The 17,858-nt window shown below is 52.9% G+C and carries 22 protein-coding genes; 12 read left to right on the plus strand and 10 right to left on the minus strand.

Going from position 1 to position 17,858, the window contains the following annotated elements; all coding sequences use genetic code 11:
• Positions 1 to 10: 10 nt before the first annotated feature.
• Genes rpoN through ACUY4S_RS02865 form a run of 7 tightly spaced genes read right to left on the minus strand, consistent with a single transcriptional unit; the run spans position 11 to position 5,881 of the window.
• Positions 11 to 1,444, minus strand: a complete 1,434-nt coding sequence (gene rpoN, locus ACUY4S_RS02835) for an RNA polymerase factor sigma-54 (RefSeq protein WP_458022847.1) — start codon at positions 1,442 to 1,444, stop codon at positions 11 to 13.
• A 48-nt stretch (positions 1,445 to 1,492) separates the two neighbouring features.
• Positions 1,493 to 2,218 carry an LPS export ABC transporter ATP-binding protein gene (gene lptB / locus ACUY4S_RS02840; protein ID WP_263099140.1) on the minus strand — a complete coding sequence of 242 codons (726 nt, stop codon included), beginning with the start codon at positions 2,216 to 2,218 and terminating at the stop codon, positions 1,493 to 1,495.
• 6 nt (positions 2,219 to 2,224) lie between these two features.
• The gene (lptA, locus tag ACUY4S_RS02845) at positions 2,225 to 2,785 is read right to left on the minus strand and encodes a lipopolysaccharide ABC transporter substrate-binding protein LptA (protein ID WP_312691216.1); all 561 of its coding nucleotides are present in this window, start codon (positions 2,783 to 2,785) and stop codon (positions 2,225 to 2,227) included.
• Positions 2,754 to 3,329 (minus strand): LPS export ABC transporter periplasmic protein LptC, encoded by a 576-nt coding sequence (gene lptC / locus ACUY4S_RS02850; protein WP_458022848.1) that lies wholly within the window; start codon positions 3,327 to 3,329, stop codon positions 2,754 to 2,756. Before lptC ends, lptA begins: the two co-directional genes overlap by 32 nt.
• Positions 3,326 to 3,892 (minus strand): 3-deoxy-manno-octulosonate-8-phosphatase KdsC, encoded by a 567-nt coding sequence (gene kdsC / locus ACUY4S_RS02855; RefSeq protein WP_312691218.1) that lies wholly within the window; start codon positions 3,890 to 3,892, stop codon positions 3,326 to 3,328. Before kdsC ends, lptC begins: the two co-directional genes overlap by 4 nt.
• A gap of 14 nt (positions 3,893 to 3,906) precedes the next feature.
• Positions 3,907 to 4,893, minus strand: coding sequence for an arabinose-5-phosphate isomerase KdsD (gene kdsD, locus ACUY4S_RS02860; RefSeq protein WP_312691219.1), 987 nt, complete (start codon positions 4,891 to 4,893; stop codon positions 3,907 to 3,909).
• A gap of 13 nt (positions 4,894 to 4,906) precedes the next feature.
• Positions 4,907 to 5,881 (minus strand): calcium/sodium antiporter, encoded by a 975-nt coding sequence (locus ACUY4S_RS02865; protein WP_458022849.1) that lies wholly within the window; start codon positions 5,879 to 5,881, stop codon positions 4,907 to 4,909.
• Between the two features lie 228 nt (positions 5,882 to 6,109).
• Between ACUY4S_RS02865 and mlaF the strand changes: the two genes are divergently transcribed.
• The 8 genes from mlaF to ACUY4S_RS02905 all read left to right on the plus strand — a co-directional run bounded on the left by mlaF (position 6,110) and on the right by ACUY4S_RS02905 (position 11,507).
• A complete protein-coding gene (gene mlaF, locus ACUY4S_RS02870) occupies positions 6,110 to 6,922 on the plus strand; it encodes a phospholipid ABC transporter ATP-binding protein MlaF (protein WP_312691221.1) in 813 nt (270 codons plus the stop codon).
• A 6-nt stretch (positions 6,923 to 6,928) separates the two neighbouring features.
• On the plus strand, positions 6,929 to 7,711 hold the full coding sequence (gene mlaE / locus ACUY4S_RS02875) for a lipid asymmetry maintenance ABC transporter permease subunit MlaE (protein ID WP_312691222.1): 783 nt from the start codon (positions 6,929 to 6,931) through the stop codon (positions 7,709 to 7,711).
• Between the two features lie 4 nt (positions 7,712 to 7,715).
• Positions 7,716 to 8,267 (plus strand): outer membrane lipid asymmetry maintenance protein MlaD, encoded by a 552-nt coding sequence (gene mlaD, locus ACUY4S_RS02880; RefSeq protein ID WP_312691223.1) that lies wholly within the window; start codon positions 7,716 to 7,718, stop codon positions 8,265 to 8,267.
• Between the two features lie 16 nt (positions 8,268 to 8,283).
• Positions 8,284 to 8,922, plus strand: a complete 639-nt coding sequence (gene mlaC / locus ACUY4S_RS02885) for a phospholipid-binding protein MlaC (RefSeq protein ID WP_312691224.1) — start codon at positions 8,284 to 8,286, stop codon at positions 8,920 to 8,922.
• Positions 8,919 to 9,212 (plus strand): lipid asymmetry maintenance protein MlaB, encoded by a 294-nt coding sequence (mlaB, locus tag ACUY4S_RS02890; protein WP_312691225.1) that lies wholly within the window; start codon positions 8,919 to 8,921, stop codon positions 9,210 to 9,212. Before mlaC ends, mlaB begins: the two co-directional genes overlap by 4 nt.
• Before the next feature lie 126 nt (positions 9,213 to 9,338).
• Positions 9,339 to 9,593, plus strand: coding sequence for a BolA family iron metabolism protein IbaG (gene ibaG / locus ACUY4S_RS02895; RefSeq protein WP_312691226.1), 255 nt, complete (start codon positions 9,339 to 9,341; stop codon positions 9,591 to 9,593).
• Positions 9,594 to 9,646: 53 nt separating this feature from the next.
• Positions 9,647 to 10,906, plus strand: a complete 1,260-nt coding sequence (murA, locus tag ACUY4S_RS02900) for a UDP-N-acetylglucosamine 1-carboxyvinyltransferase (RefSeq protein ID WP_312691227.1) — start codon at positions 9,647 to 9,649, stop codon at positions 10,904 to 10,906.
• A 67-nt stretch (positions 10,907 to 10,973) separates the two neighbouring features.
• Positions 10,974 to 11,507: an SMI1/KNR4 family protein gene (locus tag ACUY4S_RS02905; RefSeq protein ID WP_312691228.1), complete on the plus strand. Its 534-nt coding sequence runs from the start codon at positions 10,974 to 10,976 to the stop codon at positions 11,505 to 11,507.
• Between the two features lie 94 nt (positions 11,508 to 11,601).
• On the opposite strand, the gene sfsB is transcribed toward ACUY4S_RS02905, so the two are convergent.
• A complete protein-coding gene (sfsB, locus tag ACUY4S_RS02910; protein WP_312691229.1) occupies positions 11,602 to 11,877 on the minus strand; it encodes a DNA-binding transcriptional regulator SfsB in 276 nt (91 codons plus the stop codon).
• Positions 11,878 to 12,090: 213 nt separating this feature from the next.
• Entirely contained in the window at positions 12,091 to 13,062 is a 972-nt protein-coding gene (ispB, locus tag ACUY4S_RS02915; RefSeq protein ID WP_312691230.1) for an octaprenyl diphosphate synthase, read from the minus strand.
• A 259-nt stretch (positions 13,063 to 13,321) separates the two neighbouring features.
• Between ispB and rplU the strand changes: the two genes are divergently transcribed.
• The 4 genes from rplU to cgtA all read left to right on the plus strand — a co-directional run bounded on the left by rplU (position 13,322) and on the right by cgtA (position 16,159).
• Positions 13,322 to 13,633 carry a 50S ribosomal protein L21 gene (gene rplU, locus ACUY4S_RS02920; RefSeq protein WP_003025032.1) on the plus strand — a complete coding sequence of 104 codons (312 nt, stop codon included), beginning with the start codon at positions 13,322 to 13,324 and terminating at the stop codon, positions 13,631 to 13,633.
• Positions 13,634 to 13,652: 19 nt separating this feature from the next.
• The gene (gene rpmA, locus ACUY4S_RS02925) at positions 13,653 to 13,910 is read left to right on the plus strand and encodes a 50S ribosomal protein L27 (protein WP_121267728.1); all 258 of its coding nucleotides are present in this window, start codon (positions 13,653 to 13,655) and stop codon (positions 13,908 to 13,910) included.
• A 95-nt stretch (positions 13,911 to 14,005) separates the two neighbouring features.
• Entirely contained in the window at positions 14,006 to 14,971 is a 966-nt protein-coding gene (locus ACUY4S_RS02930) for a DMT family transporter (RefSeq protein ID WP_312691231.1), read from the plus strand.
• 15 nt (positions 14,972 to 14,986) lie between these two features.
• Complete coding sequence (gene cgtA / locus ACUY4S_RS02935) at positions 14,987 to 16,159, plus strand: Obg family GTPase CgtA (protein ID WP_312691232.1); 1,173 nt, start codon at positions 14,987 to 14,989, stop codon at positions 16,157 to 16,159.
• A 77-nt stretch (positions 16,160 to 16,236) separates the two neighbouring features.
• Here the strand turns inward: cgtA and dacB are convergent, their stop codons facing one another.
• Positions 16,237 to 17,670: a serine-type D-Ala-D-Ala carboxypeptidase gene (gene dacB, locus ACUY4S_RS02940; RefSeq protein WP_312691233.1), complete on the minus strand. Its 1,434-nt coding sequence runs from the start codon at positions 17,668 to 17,670 to the stop codon at positions 16,237 to 16,239.
• Positions 17,671 to 17,858 lie beyond the last annotated feature (188 nt).

Here is a 17,858-nt window from a genome sequence, read left to right on the forward strand (position 1 = left end):
ATCGGTTTGGTCAAACCAGTTGTTTGCGCTGGTTAGACGGCGGAATGGATAAAGACTCTCGATACTTTGCAACGGTACGCCGCGCCACCATGATTCCCTGATCGGAAAGGAGGGTGGTCAGCTTACTGTCACTCAGTGGTTTCGCAGGGTTTTCTGCGGCGATTAACTTCTTCACCAGTGCGCGAATCGCCGTCGACGAGGCTTCGCCACCGCCTTCGGTGCTTACGTGACTGGAGAAGAAATATTTAAGTTCAAAAATGCCGCGTGGACTATGAAGGTACTTCTGGGTTGTCACACGAGAAATCGTGGATTCATGCATTTCGACGGCCTGCGCGATATCCGCCAGCACCATCGGTTTCATAAACTCTTCGCCTTGCTCAAAGAAAGCCTGTTGCTGTTCAACAATACAGCGGCTAACGCGCAGCAGTGTATCGTTACGGCTTTCCAGGCTTTTAATCAGCCATTTCGCTTCCTGCAGATTACTGCGGATAAACTGGCTATCGGCGTCGTTACGCGCGCCGCCGCACATGGAGGCATAATGCTGGTTAATTTGCAGACGCGGAATGCTGTCGGTGTTCAGTTCGACTGCCCAGCGACCATTGTGCTTACGCACCAGCACATCCGGAATAACATATTCCGGTTCCCCGGTCTGGATTGACTGGCCCGGACGAGGATCCAGCGACTGGATCAGATTGACGGCTTCCTTCAGCACATCTTCTTTCAGTCGCGTTACGCGCATCAGCGAGCGGAAATCGTGATTAGCAAGCAGATCGAGATGTTCGCTAATGATAAGCCGGGCCTCTTCACACCACGGGGTGTCTTTAGCAAACTGAGAGAGTTGGATCAGCAGGCAATCGCGCAGATCCCGTGCCGCAACACCGACAGGGTCGAAGCGTTGGATACGTTTCAGCACGGCTTCGACTTCATCGAGCCCGACCTCTTCGTTGCCCATGCTTTCCAGGATATCTTCCAGCGACACGGTCAGATAACCGGTGTCGTCAACGGCATCAACAATGGAGGTCGCGATAGCGCGATCGGTATCGGAAAACGGCGTCAGTTCCACCTGCCACATAAGGTAGTCTTGCAGGGACTGCGTGGTTTCACCCTGATAAATCGGCAGTTCGTCATCAACGTAATCGTTACTGCTACCGGATGGGGTACCCGCGGTGTAGATCTCATCCCAGCTCGCATCCAGCGGCAGTTCGTCAGGCATCTCTTTTTGTTCGAGAGCATCGACGCTATCCAGTCCTTCGTTATCCTGGCTTTGTTGGGTATCCACTTCTTCATGAAGATCGGTTTGTTCCAGCAATGGATTACTCTCCAGCGCTTGCTGAAGTTCCTGCTGAAGTTCCAACGTGGACAACTGCAATAGACGGATAGCCTGTTGCAGTTGTGGCGTCATGGCCAGCTGTTGGCTGAGCCTAAGTTGCAAACCTTGCTTCATATTCAGAGCAGCACTCTCCGACAAAATACGTCAATAAACTCTACCCTATCAGAGTCTGAAGTCTTCCCCAAGATATACGCGCTTAACGTGTTCGTCTTCAAGGATTTGCTGCGGTGTTCCATGCGCAATTAAATGCCCCTGGCTGACGATGTAAGCACGTTCGCATACCGCCAGCGTTTCGCGGACATTATGGTCGGTGATCAGGACACCCAACCCGCTGTCACGCAGGTGTTCGATGATGCGCTTAATATCAATAACCGAAATGGGGTCAACGCCGGCAAACGGCTCATCAAGTAAAATGAATTTGGGATTCGCCGCCAGCGCGCGGGCAATTTCCACGCGTCGACGTTCGCCGCCGGACAGCGCCTGGCCCATGCTGTCGCGCAGGTGCTCAATATGGAACTCTTCCATCAGCTCTTTAGCGCGATCGTCACGCTGCTCGGCCGTCAAATCGTCACGTATTTGCAGCACTGCCATCAGGTTGTCGTAGACGCTCAAACGGCGAAAAATTGACGCTTCCTGCGGTAAATAACCAATACCGCGACGCGCGCGTGCATGCAGCGGCAGCAAGCTAATGTCTTCGTCATCAATGATGATATTACCGGCGTCACGCGGCACGATACCCACAACCATATAAAAGGTGGTGGTTTTCCCTGCGCCGTTAGGACCGAGAAGGCCGACGATTTCGCCAGAGTTCACCGTCAGGCTGACATCTTCAACAACACGACGGCCTTTATAAGCCTTGGCGAGATTCTTTGCAGTTAAGGTTGCCATAACGAATTAGTTACTCTTTTTTTGCGCCGGAGCCGGGGTTTTGTTGCCGTTTTTATCCTGCAACTGCGAAGGCACCAGTACGGTAGTTACGCGTTTACCTTTCTCACTGAATGCCTGCATTTTCTGCTCTTTGACCAGATAGGTGATTTTGTCGCCCTTGATATTGCTATCCAGTTGTTCGAGGTAAGCATTGCCAGTTAACACCACGAAGTCGTTAGCCAGTTCGTAATGCATCTGCGAGGCGTGGCCTTTTACGGGTTTACCGTTATCCTGCATCTGGTAGAAGGTGGCCGGGTTGCCATAGCCATCGATGATCTCTTTGCCCTGCTCACCGCCCGGGCGGGTAACCACGACTTTATCGGCATTAATTTTGATTGTCCCTTGTGTGACCACAACATTGCCAGTGAACGTCACAATGTTGCCTTGCATATCCAGTGACTGCTGATCGGAGTCGATATGGATCGGCTGCTCGGTGTCACCCGTGACGGCAAGCGCCGGAAGCGCAGCGGCAAAAAGCGTACTGGCCAGGATAAGATTAAGGCTGAGTTTGTTTGTTTTGGATTTCATAGGAGCTTTTAACCTTTTCAATCAGCTCGGCGTTTTTGCTGCGTAAATTGCCGCGCATTTTCAGGCCGGTGGAATTAAATGTTGTACCGTACAACGTGACCTGAACATCGGAGGTAACATCCTGCGTTACCAGGTTGATCTGGGCGTTATCCGTGGTGATTTTTCGTAACTGTGCGTCCGCTGTCAGGGCGTTGACCTCAACATGTCCGTAAAGATAAAGCATTCTGTTATCGGTCAGCTTTGCTTTATCCGCCTTGATTGACCAGGTCGGGACCTTATCCTTATCAAAGGTGGTCAATAGCGGCTGAGCGAACCAGCTCACACCCTCAGCGGAAAAATATTCTACATTTTGCGCGATCAAGCGGTAGTTCAGCGCCCCTTCCGGGCTGTAGGCCACTGAGTCGGTATGCTGGCTCTTATAAGTCGGCTCGTTACTGTTAGTCGCAACCGGCTCTGGTGCATCCTGAGTCGTCAGGTTGATACCAATTAGCACCAGTACCGCCAGCGACAGCAGAATGATGACCCAACGTCTGGTTTTACTCATATTGATTGCCCTTTGGCCTCATCCAGCTTGCCCTGCGCCAGCAGCAACAAATCACAGACTTCCCGAACAGCGCCGCGCCCGCCGTTAATACGGGTGACATAGTCTGCACGCGGGACGAGTAACGGGTGCGCATCCGCCACGGCGACGCTTAAACCTATTTCTGCCATCACAGGCCAGTCGATCAGGTCATCACCAATATAAGCGACCTGATCCGGCGCCAGATCCAGCTTCGTCAATAATTCACGATAAGCCAGCAGCTTATCGGATTGTCCCTGATACAGGTGTGTGATGCCAAGTGTCTCGCAACGATCTTCTACCAGTTTAGCTTTTCGTCCGGTAATAATGGCGATCTCAATGCCGGAGGTGAGCGCGCTACGGATGCCGTAGCCGTCACGGACGTTAAACGCTTTTAATTCTTCGCCGTTGTTGCCCATATAAATGAGCCCATCGGACAACACACCGTCGACATCCAGGATTAACAGCCGGACGTTACGGGCTTTTGCCATGACTTCCGCGCTTACCGGCCCGTAGCAGGTTGCAAGCGACGCGTCAGCGTTACTCATTCTCGTGTCCTTCTTTACACTACGCCTGCGCGCAGCAGATCATGCATATGTAACACACCCAGCAACTGGTCGCCATCGGCAACCATAACGGAGGTAATATGCCGGGATTGCATCAGGTTAAGGGCATCGACGGCCAGCGTGTTCGGACGTACGCGAACACCTCCCATCGTCATCACATCTGCAATACCTAAGTTGCGTACGTCGCCGCCCATATCGAACACGCGGCGCAAGTCACCATCGGTAAAAATGCCTTCAATCTTCATGAGGTCGTCGCAAATCACCGTCATGCCGAGATTTTTGCGCGTAATTTCCAGCAGGGCATCGCGCAGGCTGGCGCTTTTGCTCACATGCGGGATCTCGTCGCCAGTATGCATAATATCGTTGACCCGCAGCAGTAGCTTCCGACCCAGCGCGCCGCCAGGATGCGACAGCGCAAAATCTTCGGCAGTAAAGCCGCGGGCTTTCAGCAAGGCGACAGCCAGCGCATCGCCCATCACCAGCGCTGCTGTGGTACTGGATGTCGGTGCCAAACCCAGAGGGCAGGCCTCTTTTGGCACTTTTACGCAGAGATGGATATCCGCCGCGCGCGCCATGCTGCTTTCCGGGCGGCTGGTCATGCAGATCAAGAAGACTTTCAGTCGTTTCAGTACCGGGATCAGCGCAAGGATCTCATTCGATTCGCCGGAGTTCGACAGCGCAATAACCACATCCTGTGGGCTGACCATGCCCAAATCACCGTGCGCGGCTTCTCCGGGATGCACGAAGAAAGAAGACGTGCCGGTACTGGCAAAAGTGGCGGCCATTTTTCTGCCAATGTGGCCGGATTTGCCCATGCCCATGACGACCACTTTACCTGCGCAATAGAACATCTTCTCGCACGCCTGTGCGAACGCCTCATTGATGTATTGATCCAGCTCAGCGAGGCCTTCACGTTCAATCTCCAGGACCTCTTTTCCTGCCTGTTGAAAGTCAAAACCCGGCTGCAAATCTCTCTGCGACATAATGCGTATCCGATTATCCAGTCAAAAGCGGCGACAGCCAGTAAAGCAGCGCCAGCCATACGATAAACCCGCTTAACAATAGCGCGCCTACGCCCCGGGTGATTTGCTTACGCTTCCAGCAAATAAGGGCAAAAATGGCGCTGACCAGCAACATCACGCCGTAATCACGCGTGAAGGCCATTGGGTTGAAACTGCCCGGCGCAATCAGCGCAGGCAGGCCCAGCACAATGGCGATGTTAAAAATGTTTGAGCCGATAATATTGCCAATGGCGATATCATCCTCACCTTTACGCGCGCCGGCGATGGCTGTTGCCAGCTCCGGCAACCCGGTACCGATGGCGATGACCGTCAGACCAATGGTGAGTTCGCTGATGTCAAAATAGTTCGCCACCACGGTGGCGTTATCCACCACCATGCGTGTTGCCATCGGCATAATAATTAATGCTACGCCAAGCCACAGGCAGGCTACCGAGAGACTTCCTTCTCGCGGTAATTCGGCGAGTTGCTCGCGGGTCAGGCTGTCGTTACCCTGTCGTTCGGCCAGGCGGGCGATTTTAACAATGAACACCAGCCATAGCACAGCTAATATCAGTAAAATAATGCCGTCGAAGCGGCTGAGTTCCCCATCATACAGCACGGCGCCCGCCAGCAGGCTGGCAACTAAGGTTAGTGGCAATTCACGGCGCAGAATATCGGAATGCACGGTAAAAGGGTGAAGCAGAGCGGCAACACCGAGAATCAGCAGAATATTCGTGATGTTGGAGCCGATAGCGGTACCGATAGCCAAATCCAGTTGGCCGTGAAGCGATGCGGCGACAGAGGTGATAATTTCTGGCAGGGACGTCCCGATGCTGACCACCGTCATCCCGATAATTAATGGCGGAATGCCGAGTGCCCGGCAGAAGATGGAGGCGGCAAAAACCAGACGATCGGCGCTGTAGACCACCAAGAGTAAACCAATTATCAATAGCGCCGTCGCTAAAAGCATCTAACGTCCTTTCTTCAGGTATAATCGCCGGTTCGCAGGCTGCCATGCCGGAGGATACCGGGTGTTCCGCGTAGCGTAATGATTCCTAATTTTGACTTTATGCGGCTCAAAAGTAAAACAAATGCCAGCTTTCGCTAACCTCTGCGGGTAATATTCTGTAAAAATGTTGTGTTTGTAGTGTTATCCGGCGTCATGCTTACACCCGGTAAGGCTTATAAGGAAAAGTCAATGAGCCAGAATGTGGCGAATTTGGTCGATGTTCGTGGCGTCAGCTTCTCCCGTGGCAGCCGCCCCATCTTTGACAATATTTCACTCACGGTGCCGCGCGGTAAAATCACCGCCATTATGGGGCCGTCGGGGATCGGTAAAACAACATTGCTGCGCCTTATTGGTGGGCAGATCCCGCCGGACAGCGGCGAAATTCTGTTCGATGGCGAAAATGTGCCGGAGATGACCCGTTCGCGCCTGTTCACCGTGCGTAAAAGAATGAGCATGCTGTTTCAGTCTGGCGCTCTGTTTACCGATATGAACGTGTTTGACAATGTCGCTTATCCCTTGCGCGAACATACGCAATTATCTGAGTCGCTGTTGCACACCACCGTCATGATGAAGCTGGAAGCAGTGGGGCTGCGCGGCGCGGCAAAATTGATGCCTTCTGAGCTTTCCGGCGGCATGGCGCGCCGTGCGGCACTGGCCCGCTCGATTGCGCTGGAGCCGGACCTGATTATGTTCGATGAGCCGTTTGTCGGTCAGGATCCGATCACCATGGGTGTGCTGGTGAAACTGATTTCGGAACTCAATAGCGCATTAGGCGTCACATGTATCGTTGTTTCCCACGATGTACCGGAAGTGCTGAGCATCGCCGATTATGCCTACATTGTGGCGGACAGAAAGATCGTAGCCCATGGCAGTGCGCAAGGATTGCAGGAGAATAGCGATCCCCGGGTACGTCAGTTTCTTGATGGTATTGCCGACGGACCGGTTCCATTCCGTTATCCTGCCGGCGACTATCAGCTCGATTTATTAGAAACAGGGAGTTAAGCACTCATGCTGTTAAATGCACTGGCATCGCTTGGGCATCGCGGGATCAAAACGATCGCGACGTTCGGGCGCGCCGGTTTGATGCTCTTCAACGCGGTGGTCGGTAAGCCCGAGTTCCGCAAGCATGCGCCGTTGCTGGTACGCCAACTCTATAATGTCGGCGTATTGTCGATGCTCATCATTATTGTCTCCGGCGTGTTCATTGGCATGGTGCTGGGCCTGCAAGGGTACCTGGTGTTGACCACATACAGCGCGGAAACAAGCCTTGGCATGCTGGTGGCCCTGTCGCTGTTGCGTGAGTTAGGACCCGTTGTCGCCGCACTGCTGTTTGCCGGGCGCGCCGGATCGGCGTTGACCGCCGAAATCGGTTTGATGCGCGCAACAGAGCAGCTTTCAAGCCTTGAAATGATGGCGGTAGACCCGCTGCGTCGCGTGATTTCTCCGCGCTTTTGGGCCGGGGTTATCTCGCTGCCGCTGCTGACGATCATCTTTGTGGCCGTTGGTATTTGGGGCGGTTCCCTGGTGGGCGTTAACTGGAAAGGCATTGATACCGGCTTCTTCTGGACTGCGATGCAAAACGCCGTTGACTGGCGTATGGATCTGGTCAACTGTCTGGTCAAAAGTGTGGTGTTTGCCATCACCGTGACCTGGATTGCGCTGTTTAACGGTTATGACGCGATCCCGACGTCCGCCGGGATCAGCCGTGCGACAACACGTACCGTTGTGCACTCCTCGCTGGCCGTCCTTGGCCTTGATTTTGTGCTCACCGCATTGATGTTTGGGAATTGAGTTCATGCAAACGAAAAAAAGTGAAATTTGGGTAGGCGTTTTTCTGTTGCTGGCGCTGCTGGCTGCACTGTTTATCTGCCTGAAAGCGGCAGATGTCGCCTCAATGCGTACCGAGCCCACTTACCGTGTCTACGCCACGTTCGACAATATTGGTGGTCTGAAAGCCCATTCGCCAGTACGTATCGGCGGGGTAGTGATTGGCCGTGTGGCGGATATTACCCTCGATCCTAAAACCTATTTGCCGCGTGTGGCGCTGGATATTGAAGAGCGCTACAACCAAATACCCGATACCAGTTCGCTTGCGATTCGCACGTCTGGTCTGCTTGGCGAGCAATACCTGGCATTAAATGTCGGGTTTGATGACCCTGAGCTGGGAACTTCTATGCTTAAAGAAGGCAGCACCATTCAGGATACAAAATCCGCCATGGTGCTTGAGGATCTGATAGGACAATTCCTTTACAACAGTAAAGGCAGCGACAATAAGAATTCAGGCGATGCGGCGGCGCAAAGCGAAGCAAATACTCAAGCCGCACCGTCTGCAGGTCAGACGAAATAACGAGGAGAAGCGACGCATGTTCAAACGTTTATTAATGGTTGCCCTGCTGGTAGTTGCACCGCTGGGCGCGGCCGTTGCCGCCGACCAAAGCAACCCTTACGCAGCCATGAAAGAAGCAGCGCAGAAAACATTCGATCGCCTGAAAAGCGAACAACCCAAGATTCGCGCCAATCCCGATTACCTGCGCGATGTGGTTGATCAGGAATTGTTGCCATATGTACAGGTGAAATACGCTGGTGCACTGGTCCTGGGGCGTTACTACAAAGATGCTACCCCTGCACAGCGTGAAGCCTATTTTGCCGCTTTCCGTGAATACCTGAAGCAGGCTTACGGCCAGGCACTGGCAATGTACCACGGTCAGACTTACCAGATTGCGCCGGAACAACCGCTTGGCGATGCCACGATCGTGCCGATCCGCGTCACTATCATTGATCCTAATGGTCGCCCACCGGTACGTCTCGACTTCCAGTGGCGTAAAAATACCCAGAGCGGCAACTGGCAGGCATACGACATGATCGCCGAAGGCGTAAGTATGATCACCACCAAGCAGAATGAGTGGAGCGACCTGCTGCGCACAAAAGGGATTGATGGCCTGACAGCGCAACTGCAATCTATTTCCCGCCAGAAAATTACTCTGGACGAGAAAAAGCAATGACCCCTCAGTTGAGCTGGTCGCGCGATGGAGCACGATTGACGTTGCTGGGCGAGCTGGATCAGGATGTGCTCAACCCACTGTGGGATGCGCGCGTGCAGGCGATGAAAGGGGTGACCTGCATTGATTTGCACGGATTATCGCGCGTCGACACGGCAGGCATCGCGCTACTGGTTCACCTCGTGGCGCTGGGTAAAAAGCAGGGTCTGAGCGTGCAGCTTGATGGTGTGAGCGAGAATGTCGCCACGCTGGCAGCGCTCTACAATTTGCCCCTGGATGTATTGCCCCGTTAACTTTTTCAATACGTTACTACCTAAAGCCCCATCCTTTATATTGATGGGGCTTTTTGCTTGTTTAAGCCTGCGTCACTTTCCTCTAAGATGTGTGACTGTTTTCACTATCAGATGATATTTACGCCCATGGAAAATCATGAAATTCAGGCAGTGCTCATGAAAGCACTCCCTCTCGAGGAAGCCCACGTCACTGGCGATGGCAGTCACTTTCAGGTTATTGCTGTGGGTGAAATTTTTGATGGCATGAGTCGGGTCAAGAAGCAGCAGACCATTTATGGCCCATTGATGGAATACATTGCGGATAATCGTATTCATGCCCTGTCGATCAAAGCATACACTCCTGCGGAGTGGGCACGGGATCGCAAACTTAACGGCTTTTGAGCGCTGGGGGGATACTCCTTAGCGCGTGTGAATTCTTAACAGAGATCAGATTAATGGATAAGTTTCGTGTACAGGGGCCGACGCGCCTCCAGGGCGAGGTGACAATTTCAGGCGCGAAAAACGCTGCGCTGCCGATCCTTTTTGCCGCATTGCTGGCGGAAGAGCCGGTTGAAATTCGTAACGTTCCGAAACTGAAAGATATCGACACCACCATGAAGCTGCTCAGTCAGCTGGGCACCAAGGTGGAGCGCAATGGTTCCGTGTGGATCGATGCGAGCAATGTCAATGTGTTCTGCGCACCCTATGAACTGGTGAAAACCATGCGTGCCTCGATTTGGGCTCTGGGTCCGCTGGTGGCGCGTTTCGGTCAGGGTCAGGTTTCCCTGCCTGGCGGCTGCGCTATTGGTGCGCGTCCGGTGGATCTCCACATCACCGGCCTGGAACAATTGGGCGCAGAGATCACCCTCGAAGAGGGTTACGTTAAGGCTTCTGTTAATGGCCGCCTGAAAGGCGCGCATATCGTAATGGATAAAGTGAGCGTTGGCGCCACGGTTACCATTATGTCTGCGGCCACGCTGGCTGAAGGCACCACAATTATTGAGAACGCGGCGCGTGAGCCGGAAATTGTTGATACGGCGAACTTCCTTAATACCCTTGGTGCGAAAATCACCGGTATGGGAACCGACCGTATAACCATCGAAGGGGTGGCGCGTCTGGGCGGTGGTGTGTACCGCGTTCTGCCGGACCGTATCGAAACCGGTACCTTCCTGGTGGCGGCGGCGATCTCTGGTGGTAAGATTGTTTGCCGTAATGCACAGCCAGATACGCTGGATGCTGTGCTGGCAAAACTGCGTGATGCAGGGGCTGACATTGAAGTTGGCGATGACTGGATCAGCCTGGATATGCATGGTAAACGTCCGAAAGCCGTTAACGTGCGCACCGCTCCGCACCCGGGATTCCCGACAGACATGCAGGCGCAGTTTACGCTGCTGAACCTGGTGGCTGAAGGGACCGGCGTGATAACGGAAACCATCTTCGAAAACCGTTTCATGCACATTCCTGAGCTGATCCGTATGGGAGCTCATGCCGAAATCGAAAGTAATACTGCTATCTGTCACGGTGTGGAGAAACTGTCCGGTGCTCAGGTAATGGCAACCGATCTGCGTGCCTCCGCAAGCCTTGTACTGGCGGGCTGTATTGCCGAAGGGACCACTTTTGTCGATCGTATTTATCACATCGACCGTGGTTACGAACGTATTGAAGACAAGCTCAGCGCCCTCGGGGCTCATATCGAGCGAGTTAAGGGCGAATAAGTTTTACCCGCGTAAAAGGGAGCTAAAGCTCCCTTTTTTATGGGCTTACTGAAAGGATGCCAGGCTAATGACGACTGCACCGTTTAGCGGTTTTGACCTCAGCGAATTCTGGAACGATAGCAAATACGCGCATGAGGCTTATATTAATGCCCCGTTTAGCGACGAGGAACTGGCTGCGATTGAAACCGCGCTTGGATACCGTTTGCCGGCTTCGTATGTCTGGTTAATGAAGCAGCACAATGGCGGCATCCCTCACAAACAGAATTTCCCAACCTGTGAGGCGACCAGTTGGGCGGAGGATCATATTGCCATTACTGGCATTTTTGGCATCGGCAGTAAACGTTACTCGCTTGGCAGTGACTTCGGCAGCCGTTTCTGGATCGAGCACTGGGGTTACCCGGATATTGGTATTGCAATTTGCGACTGTCCCTCCGCAGGGCACGATATGGTCTTTCTTGATTACCGGCATTGCCGGACACCGGAAGATGAGCCCGCCGTCGTGCATATTGATCAGGAATCTGATTACCAGATCGTGCATCTCGCGGATAATTTTGAAGCCTTTATACGTGGTCTGGTCGATGATGATGCTTTTGATATGTAGCCGGTCATTTGTGGCTCGCACCGTTCTCTGATCCCGCCCGTATAGCCCCTTGCGAAGAGACGCAAGGGGGATTGCTGCTTGATACGCTACCGCCTTACTTCGTGGTTCGCTTCTTTCTCATCAGCTTTGTTTTATCGATAAATTCATGGGTGATTGGATCGTGATAGCGCGAGGGCCAGATAACCCAGGGATCGGTGTCCAGTGCCTGGGCGATGATCCATTCCCCTTTAGGCCATGAGCGGGTTAATGCATTGGCAAGCGTCGAAGAGCTAAGGCCGTTCTTGCGTGATTCCGCCGCAAGCGATGTGCCTTTCTTGCGCAAGCCGGCAATAATATCGGCCTGGTGCCAGTCGGTAAATTTCGTTTCCATACTACCTCCCTGAGAATAAAACGCTCTGTACTTAAGTTGCGTAATGGCACTTACTATACGCATACAAGTGCATATGCTCTAAAAGGTTCATGTAGTGATGGCGCGTTTTAGGATTACGCCAGGGAGCGTAGTATAAGGTTGTGGGTGTTTTTTGATTTTTTATATGAACTTATTGGAGCTTTCCCGCAACAATATGCGGGAAAGTAAAGCGGCTTAGCGGTCGCGCTGAACGGCGATATGGGCAAGGCCAATCAGTGCTTCGCGCCAGGGGGTATCCGGCAGAACCTGTAAAGCTGCAATGGCTTTATCCGCCTCTTCTTCCGCACGACGACGTGTCCACTCCAGTGAGCCGCACGCGGCCATAGCTTCCAGAACTGGCTCCAAAAGGTGCCGGCCATTACCTTGTTCAATAGCATTGCGGATCATCAAGGACTGCTCAGGGCTACCATGGTGCATTGCATGCAGCAGAGGCAGGGTTGGTTTGCCTTCGTTGAGATCATCGCCGGTATTTTTCCCAAGCGTTTCGCCGTCAGCACTGTAGTCCAGCAAGTCGTCAATCAGCTGGAAAGCAGTGCCAAGATAACGGCCATAATCCTGCAACCCTTTCTCCTGCGCTTCGCTGCATCCAGCAAGAAGACCCGAGCATTGTGCCGCCGCTTCAAACAGACGTGCTGTTTTGCTGTAGATCACGCGCATGTAGTTTTCTTCGGTGATGTTCGGATCGTTGACGTTCATCAACTGCAGTACTTCGCCTTCTGCAATAACGTTCACGGCTTCTGACATCACTTCCAGCACTTTCAGCGAGCCCAGGCTGGTCATCATCTGGAAGGCGCGGGTGTAAATGAAATCGCCAACCAGAACGCTTGCAGCATTGCCAAACGCCGCATTGGCCGTCGCCTTGCCGCGTCGCATATCTGACTCATCCACAACGTCATCATGCAGAAGCGTAGCTGTATGAATAAATTCGATTAACGCGGCGATAGTGACATGCGAGTTGCCTTCATAACCTACTGCGCGAGCCGCCAGTACGGCAATCATGGGGCGGATACGTTTTCCGCCGCCGCTAACGATGTAATAACCCAACTGGTTGATTAACTGAACGTCCGAGTTGAGTTGGTTCAGGATCGTCGCATTCACACCCGCCATGTCTTGCGCGGTTAACTCATTGATTTTTTCTAAATTCATCGCAAAAGCCGGGCTTTCAGTCCTGTTTACCACATATCAAAATGGGATAACGAAGGGTTACGGGTTAGAATAGTATCGCTGATTGTACTGAAAAAACGCGCCAGATAAACGTTACCTTACATGTTGTGTTTTTTTTCTTCATGGATCGCTGATCGCTCTTGTCAAAGGCTCACGACTTGCGTAATATTCGCGCCCTATTGTGAATATTTTTAGCGCGCTCTGAATCATTCAGAAGAAGTGCGCGGAAGCGGAGTTTTATATGTACGCGGTTTTCCAAAGTGGTGGTAAACAACACCGAGTAAGCGAAGGTCAGACCGTTCGCCTGGAAAAGCTGGACATCGCAACTGGCGAATCTGTTGAATTCGCAGAAGTTCTGATGATCGCAAACGGTGAAGAAGTCAAAATCGGCGTTCCTTTCGTTGATGGCGGCGTAATCAAAGCTGAAGTTGTTGCTCATGGTCGTGGCGAGAAAGTTAAAATCGTTAAGTTTCGTCGTCGTAAACACTACCGTAAGCAGCAGGGTCACCGTCAGTGGTTCACTGATGTGAAAATCACTGGCATCAGCGCCTAAGACCTGAGGAGAGATTTAAATGGCACATAAAAAGGCTGGCGGCTCAACTCGTAACGGTCGCGATTCAGAAGCTAAACGTCTGGGCGTAAAACGCTTTGGCGGCGAAGCAGTTCTGGCAGGTAGCATCATCGTTCGTCAGCGTGGCACCAAGTTCCACGCCGGCTCTAACGTTGGTTGCGGCAAAGATCATACTCTGTTCGCTTTGACTGACGGTAAAGTTAAGTTCGAAGTTAAAGGCCCGAAAAACCGTAAATTCATCAGCATCGTTGCTGAATAAGTTTTTCGAGTCCCGGTAACGGAAGAAAGCCCCGCAACACGTTGCGGGGCTTTTTACATTAGAAGTCCGGAAAAATTCTGGCAGGGAATACGGGCATGAAACAGCAGGCTGGCATCGGTATCCTCCTGGCGCTCACTACCGCGATGTGCTGGGGTGCGCTACCCATTGCGATGAAGCAGGTGCTGGAAGTGATGGAGCCGCCGACGGTGGTATTTTATCGCTTTTTAATGGCAAGTATCGGCCTCGGTCTGATCCTTGTCTGGAAAAGAAAACTTCCGCCTGTGCGTATTTTTCGCAAGCCACGCTGGCTAATTCTGCTTGCTATTGCGACAGGGGGGCTGTTCGGGAATTTCATTCTGTTCAGCTCTTCCTTGCAATATGTCAGCCCTACGGCTTCCCAGGTGATTGGGCAGCTTTCACCAGTGGGGATGATGGTTGCCAGTGTCTTTATTTTGAAAGAGAAGATGCGCGCGACGCAGGTCGTGGGTGCCCTGATGCTGATTAGCGGGCTGGTGATGTTCTTTAATACCAGTCTGGTGGAGATTTTTACCCGGCTCACGGATTACACCTGGGGCGTAATTTTTGGCGTAGGCGCTGCCACCGTGTGGGTCAGTTATGGCGTGGCGCAAAAAGTATTATTGCGGCGACTGGCGTCCCAGCAAATTCTCTTTTTGCTGTACACTTTATGTACAATTGCTTTGCTGCCGCTGGCGAAGCCAGCCGTAATATTGCAGTTAAGTGACTGGCAACTGGCATGCCTGATATTTTGCGGGCTGAATACGTTGGTCGGTTATGGCGCGCTGGCGGAAGCCATGGCGCGTTGGCAGGCGGCGCAGGTCAGTGCGTTAATCACGCTGACACCGCTGTTTACCCTGCTATTTTCAGATGTGTTATCAATGGCCTGGCCCGATGTTTTCGCCAGACCGATGTTAAACCTTGTAGGTTATCTCGGTGCGTTTGTCGTGGTTGCGGGCGCGATGTTTTCCGCTATTGGCCATCGTCTTTTGGGACGCTGGCGCAGTCGTGAAGTGGTCGCCACTGTGCCCCGCTCAGGCGAATGAGTTACGGAGAGTAAAATGAAGTTTGTTGATGAAGCTACAATCCTGGTTGTAGCGGGTGATGGCGGTAACGGTTGTGTAAGCTTCCGCCGCGAGAAGTATATTCCGAAAGGCGGCCCTGATGGCGGTGACGGCGGTGACGGCGGTGATGTCTGGCTGGAAGCCGACGAGAACCTGAATACCCTGATCGACTACCGTTTTGAAAAATCTTTCCGCGCTGAACGCGGCCAGAATGGTCAGAGCCGTGATTGCACCGGTAAACGTGGTAAAGATATCACGGTAAAAGTCCCTGTCGGTACGCGTGTCATTGACCAGGGTACGGGCGAAACCATGGGGGATATGACCAAACATGGTCAGCGCCTGCTGGTTGCAAAAGGCGGCTGGCACGGTTTGGGTAATACCCGTTTCAAATCTTCAGTTAACCGTACTCCGCGTCAAAAAACGATGGGCACGCCAGGCGATAAGCGCGATCTGCAACTGGAACTGATGTTGCTGGCAGATGTCGGTATGCTCGGTATGCCGAACGCCGGTAAATCGACATTTATTCGTGCGGTTTCTGCTGCAAAACCGAAAGTGGCGGATTACCCGTTTACGACGCTGGTACCCAGCCTTGGCGTTGTGCGTATGGACAACGAAAAGAGCTTTGTGGTTGCCGACATTCCGGGCCTGATTGAAGGCGCAGCGGATGGCGCAGGCCTTGGCATTCGCTTCCTGAAGCACCTGGAACGCTGCCGTGTGCTGCTGCATCTCATCGATATTGATCCAATCGACGGTTCCGATCCCGTTGAGAATGCGCGCATTATCGTGGGTGAGCTGGAGAAATACAGCGATAAGCTTGCGGCTAAGCCACGCTGGCTGGTGTTCAACAAAATTGACCTGATGGATAAAGCCGTAGCGGAAGAAAAAGCGCAGGCCATCGCGCAGGCGCTGGGTTGGGAAGAGAAATACTACCTGATTTCCGCCGCCAGCCAGCAGGGGGTTAAAGACCTGTGCTGGGACGTAATGACCTTTATCATCGAAAACCCTGTCGCACAGGCGGAAGAAGATAAACAGCCTGAGAAAGTCGAGTTTATGTGGGATGATTACCATCGCCAGCAGCTCGAAGAAGCGGTAGAGGAAGACGACGAAGAGTGGGATGACGACTGGGACGAAGACGACGAAGAAGGCGTCGAGTTCATTTACAAGCGTTAGTTCCGCTATCTCCCCGCTCAGCCGGGGAGTGTGCCGCTAAAATGCCGGGGCAGCTTTTTTGCTCCCCGGCATTTTTGTTAGTTGTTTTGGTAAATGTCTTTGTAGAGACGGCTCTCAAAACGTACCAGCGGGATACGGCGGTTACGCTGATCTGCTGGCTCCACAGCATAGCCTGAAAGGTACTGTACAAACGCCATCCGCTGACCGCTGGCAGTGGTAATAAAGCCCGCCAGATTATACACGCCCTGCAGCGAACCCGTTTTCGCAGAGACTTTGCCATCGACACCAGCCTGATGTAGTCCCGCGCGATATTGCAATGAGCCGTCATAGCCCGCTAATGGCAACATTGAGATAAAGTTAAGCTCCGTATCATGCTGTGCGATGTATTGCAGCACCTGCATCATGGTTGCTGGTGCCAGCAAGTTATGTCGCGACAGGCCGGAACCGTCGGCAATGATCGTATTGCCGAGATCTACACCGGCTTGCTGACGCAGGATCTGACGCACCGCATCTGAGCCGGCGCGCCATGTTCCGGGGACGCCAAATCGCGCATGGCCGATCATGCGAAAGACGGTGTCGGCAATCATATTGTCTGACTTTTTAAGCATGATCTTCAGCAGATCGTGTAACGGCGCTGATTGTTTGCTGGCAATCACTGTGCCTGGCTGGTTCTCTTGCGTCTGGCGGAGCAGCGTGCCGGTGTAAGTTATCCCCGCGTCTTTCAGCTCATCTTTAAGAATGGCACCAGCGTAACTGGCGCCGTCCTGGATAGCGAAAGCCAGCGGCAGCGGATCGGCTCGTTGGGGCAGGCAACCCGTTAAGGTAAAGCGGTTGAGGTCCCCTGGCACCACATCCAGCTCGCAGTATTGCGCATCAGACGATCCCCGGGCGAGGGTACGCACCTGACTGAACATGTTGACCGGATAATAGGAAGCGACACGGATGTACGCCAGGTCGCCAGGTTTCTGCGCGCTGTACAGTGAAATTGAGAAGCAGTTGCGGTCCACGATCGCCGCAGCAGGTGGCGCGCTAAAGCACTGCGTCATATCGTTCCACGGCCAACCAGGCGCTTTATCATGGCTGGCGAAAATGGAGGTATCGACAAATACATTGCCGTCGATCTTCTGCACGCCTGACTTTTTCAATGCTGCGACCATGTTGCGAAGATCCTGACGTTTAAATGTCGGATCGCCGCCAAATCGCGCAATTAAGTCGCCTTTTAATGTGCCATTGTCGACGGAGCCTTTGCTTTCCAGCGTTGTGGTAAAGCGAAAGTCTGGCCCAAGTTGTAGCAGTGCCGCCAGTGCAGTAATCACTTTCTGGGTACTCGCAGGCAGCGCCATTTGCTGACCGTGATAGTCGATTTCTGGCGCTTGTGCTCCCACTTTTTGCACCATCAGTGCCAGGTTCGCCCCATCCGGAAGCTGGTTAATGTATTCGTCGACATTCGCGGCCTGAACATTCAAGGCTATACTGGTGGTCAATCCGATGATAAAGCTGGAAAATCGCATAATCTCGCGCTAAGAACCTGGAAACAAGACGCCATACTACGGCGCATCGCCCTCGAAAGTAAACGATGACCCATAGTGAACTTCCGGGTAAAATACGTATCAAATTGAAAAATTGCTGCTGACCTGGGGCTTTGTCTCCGGGTCAGTTTTCTTTTGCTTCTGCCCGGCGGTATGCGCCTGTAATCGGG

Source organism: Kosakonia beeri, assembly GCF_054165705.1.

Coding starts and splice junctions, on each gene's coding strand:
- dacB (WP_312691233.1), bottom strand. CDS start 17,670: ATGCGATTTTCCAGCTTTATCATCGGATTGACCACCAGTATAGCCTTG.
- rplU (WP_003025032.1), top strand. CDS start 13,322: ATGTACGCGGTTTTCCAAAGTGGTGGTAAACAACACCGAGTAAGCGAA.
- rpmA (WP_121267728.1), top strand. CDS start 13,653: ATGGCACATAAAAAGGCTGGCGGCTCAACTCGTAACGGTCGCGATTCA.
- ibaG (WP_312691226.1), top strand. CDS start 9,339: ATGGAAAATCATGAAATTCAGGCAGTGCTCATGAAAGCACTCCCTCTC.
- mlaD (WP_312691223.1), top strand. CDS start 7,716: ATGCAAACGAAAAAAAGTGAAATTTGGGTAGGCGTTTTTCTGTTGCTG.
- ACUY4S_RS02865 (WP_458022849.1), bottom strand. CDS start 5,881: ATGCTTTTAGCGACGGCGCTATTGATAATTGGTTTACTCTTGGTGGTC.
- sfsB (WP_312691229.1), bottom strand. CDS start 11,877: ATGGAAACGAAATTTACCGACTGGCACCAGGCCGATATTATTGCCGGC.
- ACUY4S_RS02930 (WP_312691231.1), top strand. CDS start 14,006: ATGAAACAGCAGGCTGGCATCGGTATCCTCCTGGCGCTCACTACCGCG.
- lptB (WP_263099140.1), bottom strand. CDS start 2,218: ATGGCAACCTTAACTGCAAAGAATCTCGCCAAGGCTTATAAAGGCCGT.
- mlaB (WP_312691225.1), top strand. CDS start 8,919: ATGACCCCTCAGTTGAGCTGGTCGCGCGATGGAGCACGATTGACGTTG.
- kdsD (WP_312691219.1), bottom strand. CDS start 4,893: ATGTCGCAGAGAGATTTGCAGCCGGGTTTTGACTTTCAACAGGCAGGA.
- ACUY4S_RS02905 (WP_312691228.1), top strand. CDS start 10,974: ATGACGACTGCACCGTTTAGCGGTTTTGACCTCAGCGAATTCTGGAAC.
- mlaC (WP_312691224.1), top strand. CDS start 8,284: ATGTTCAAACGTTTATTAATGGTTGCCCTGCTGGTAGTTGCACCGCTG.
- kdsC (WP_312691218.1), bottom strand. CDS start 3,892: ATGAGTAACGCTGACGCGTCGCTTGCAACCTGCTACGGGCCGGTAAGC.
- lptA (WP_312691216.1), bottom strand. CDS start 2,785: ATGAAATCCAAAACAAACAAACTCAGCCTTAATCTTATCCTGGCCAGT.
- rpoN (WP_458022847.1), bottom strand. CDS start 1,444: ATGAAGCAAGGTTTGCAACTTAGGCTCAGCCAACAGCTGGCCATGACG.
- mlaE (WP_312691222.1), top strand. CDS start 6,929: ATGCTGTTAAATGCACTGGCATCGCTTGGGCATCGCGGGATCAAAACG.
- cgtA (WP_312691232.1), top strand. CDS start 14,987: ATGAAGTTTGTTGATGAAGCTACAATCCTGGTTGTAGCGGGTGATGGC.
- mlaF (WP_312691221.1), top strand. CDS start 6,110: ATGAGCCAGAATGTGGCGAATTTGGTCGATGTTCGTGGCGTCAGCTTC.
- murA (WP_312691227.1), top strand. CDS start 9,647: ATGGATAAGTTTCGTGTACAGGGGCCGACGCGCCTCCAGGGCGAGGTG.
- ispB (WP_312691230.1), bottom strand. CDS start 13,062: ATGAATTTAGAAAAAATCAATGAGTTAACCGCGCAAGACATGGCGGGT.
- lptC (WP_458022848.1), bottom strand. CDS start 3,329: ATGAGTAAAACCAGACGTTGGGTCATCATTCTGCTGTCGCTGGCGGTA.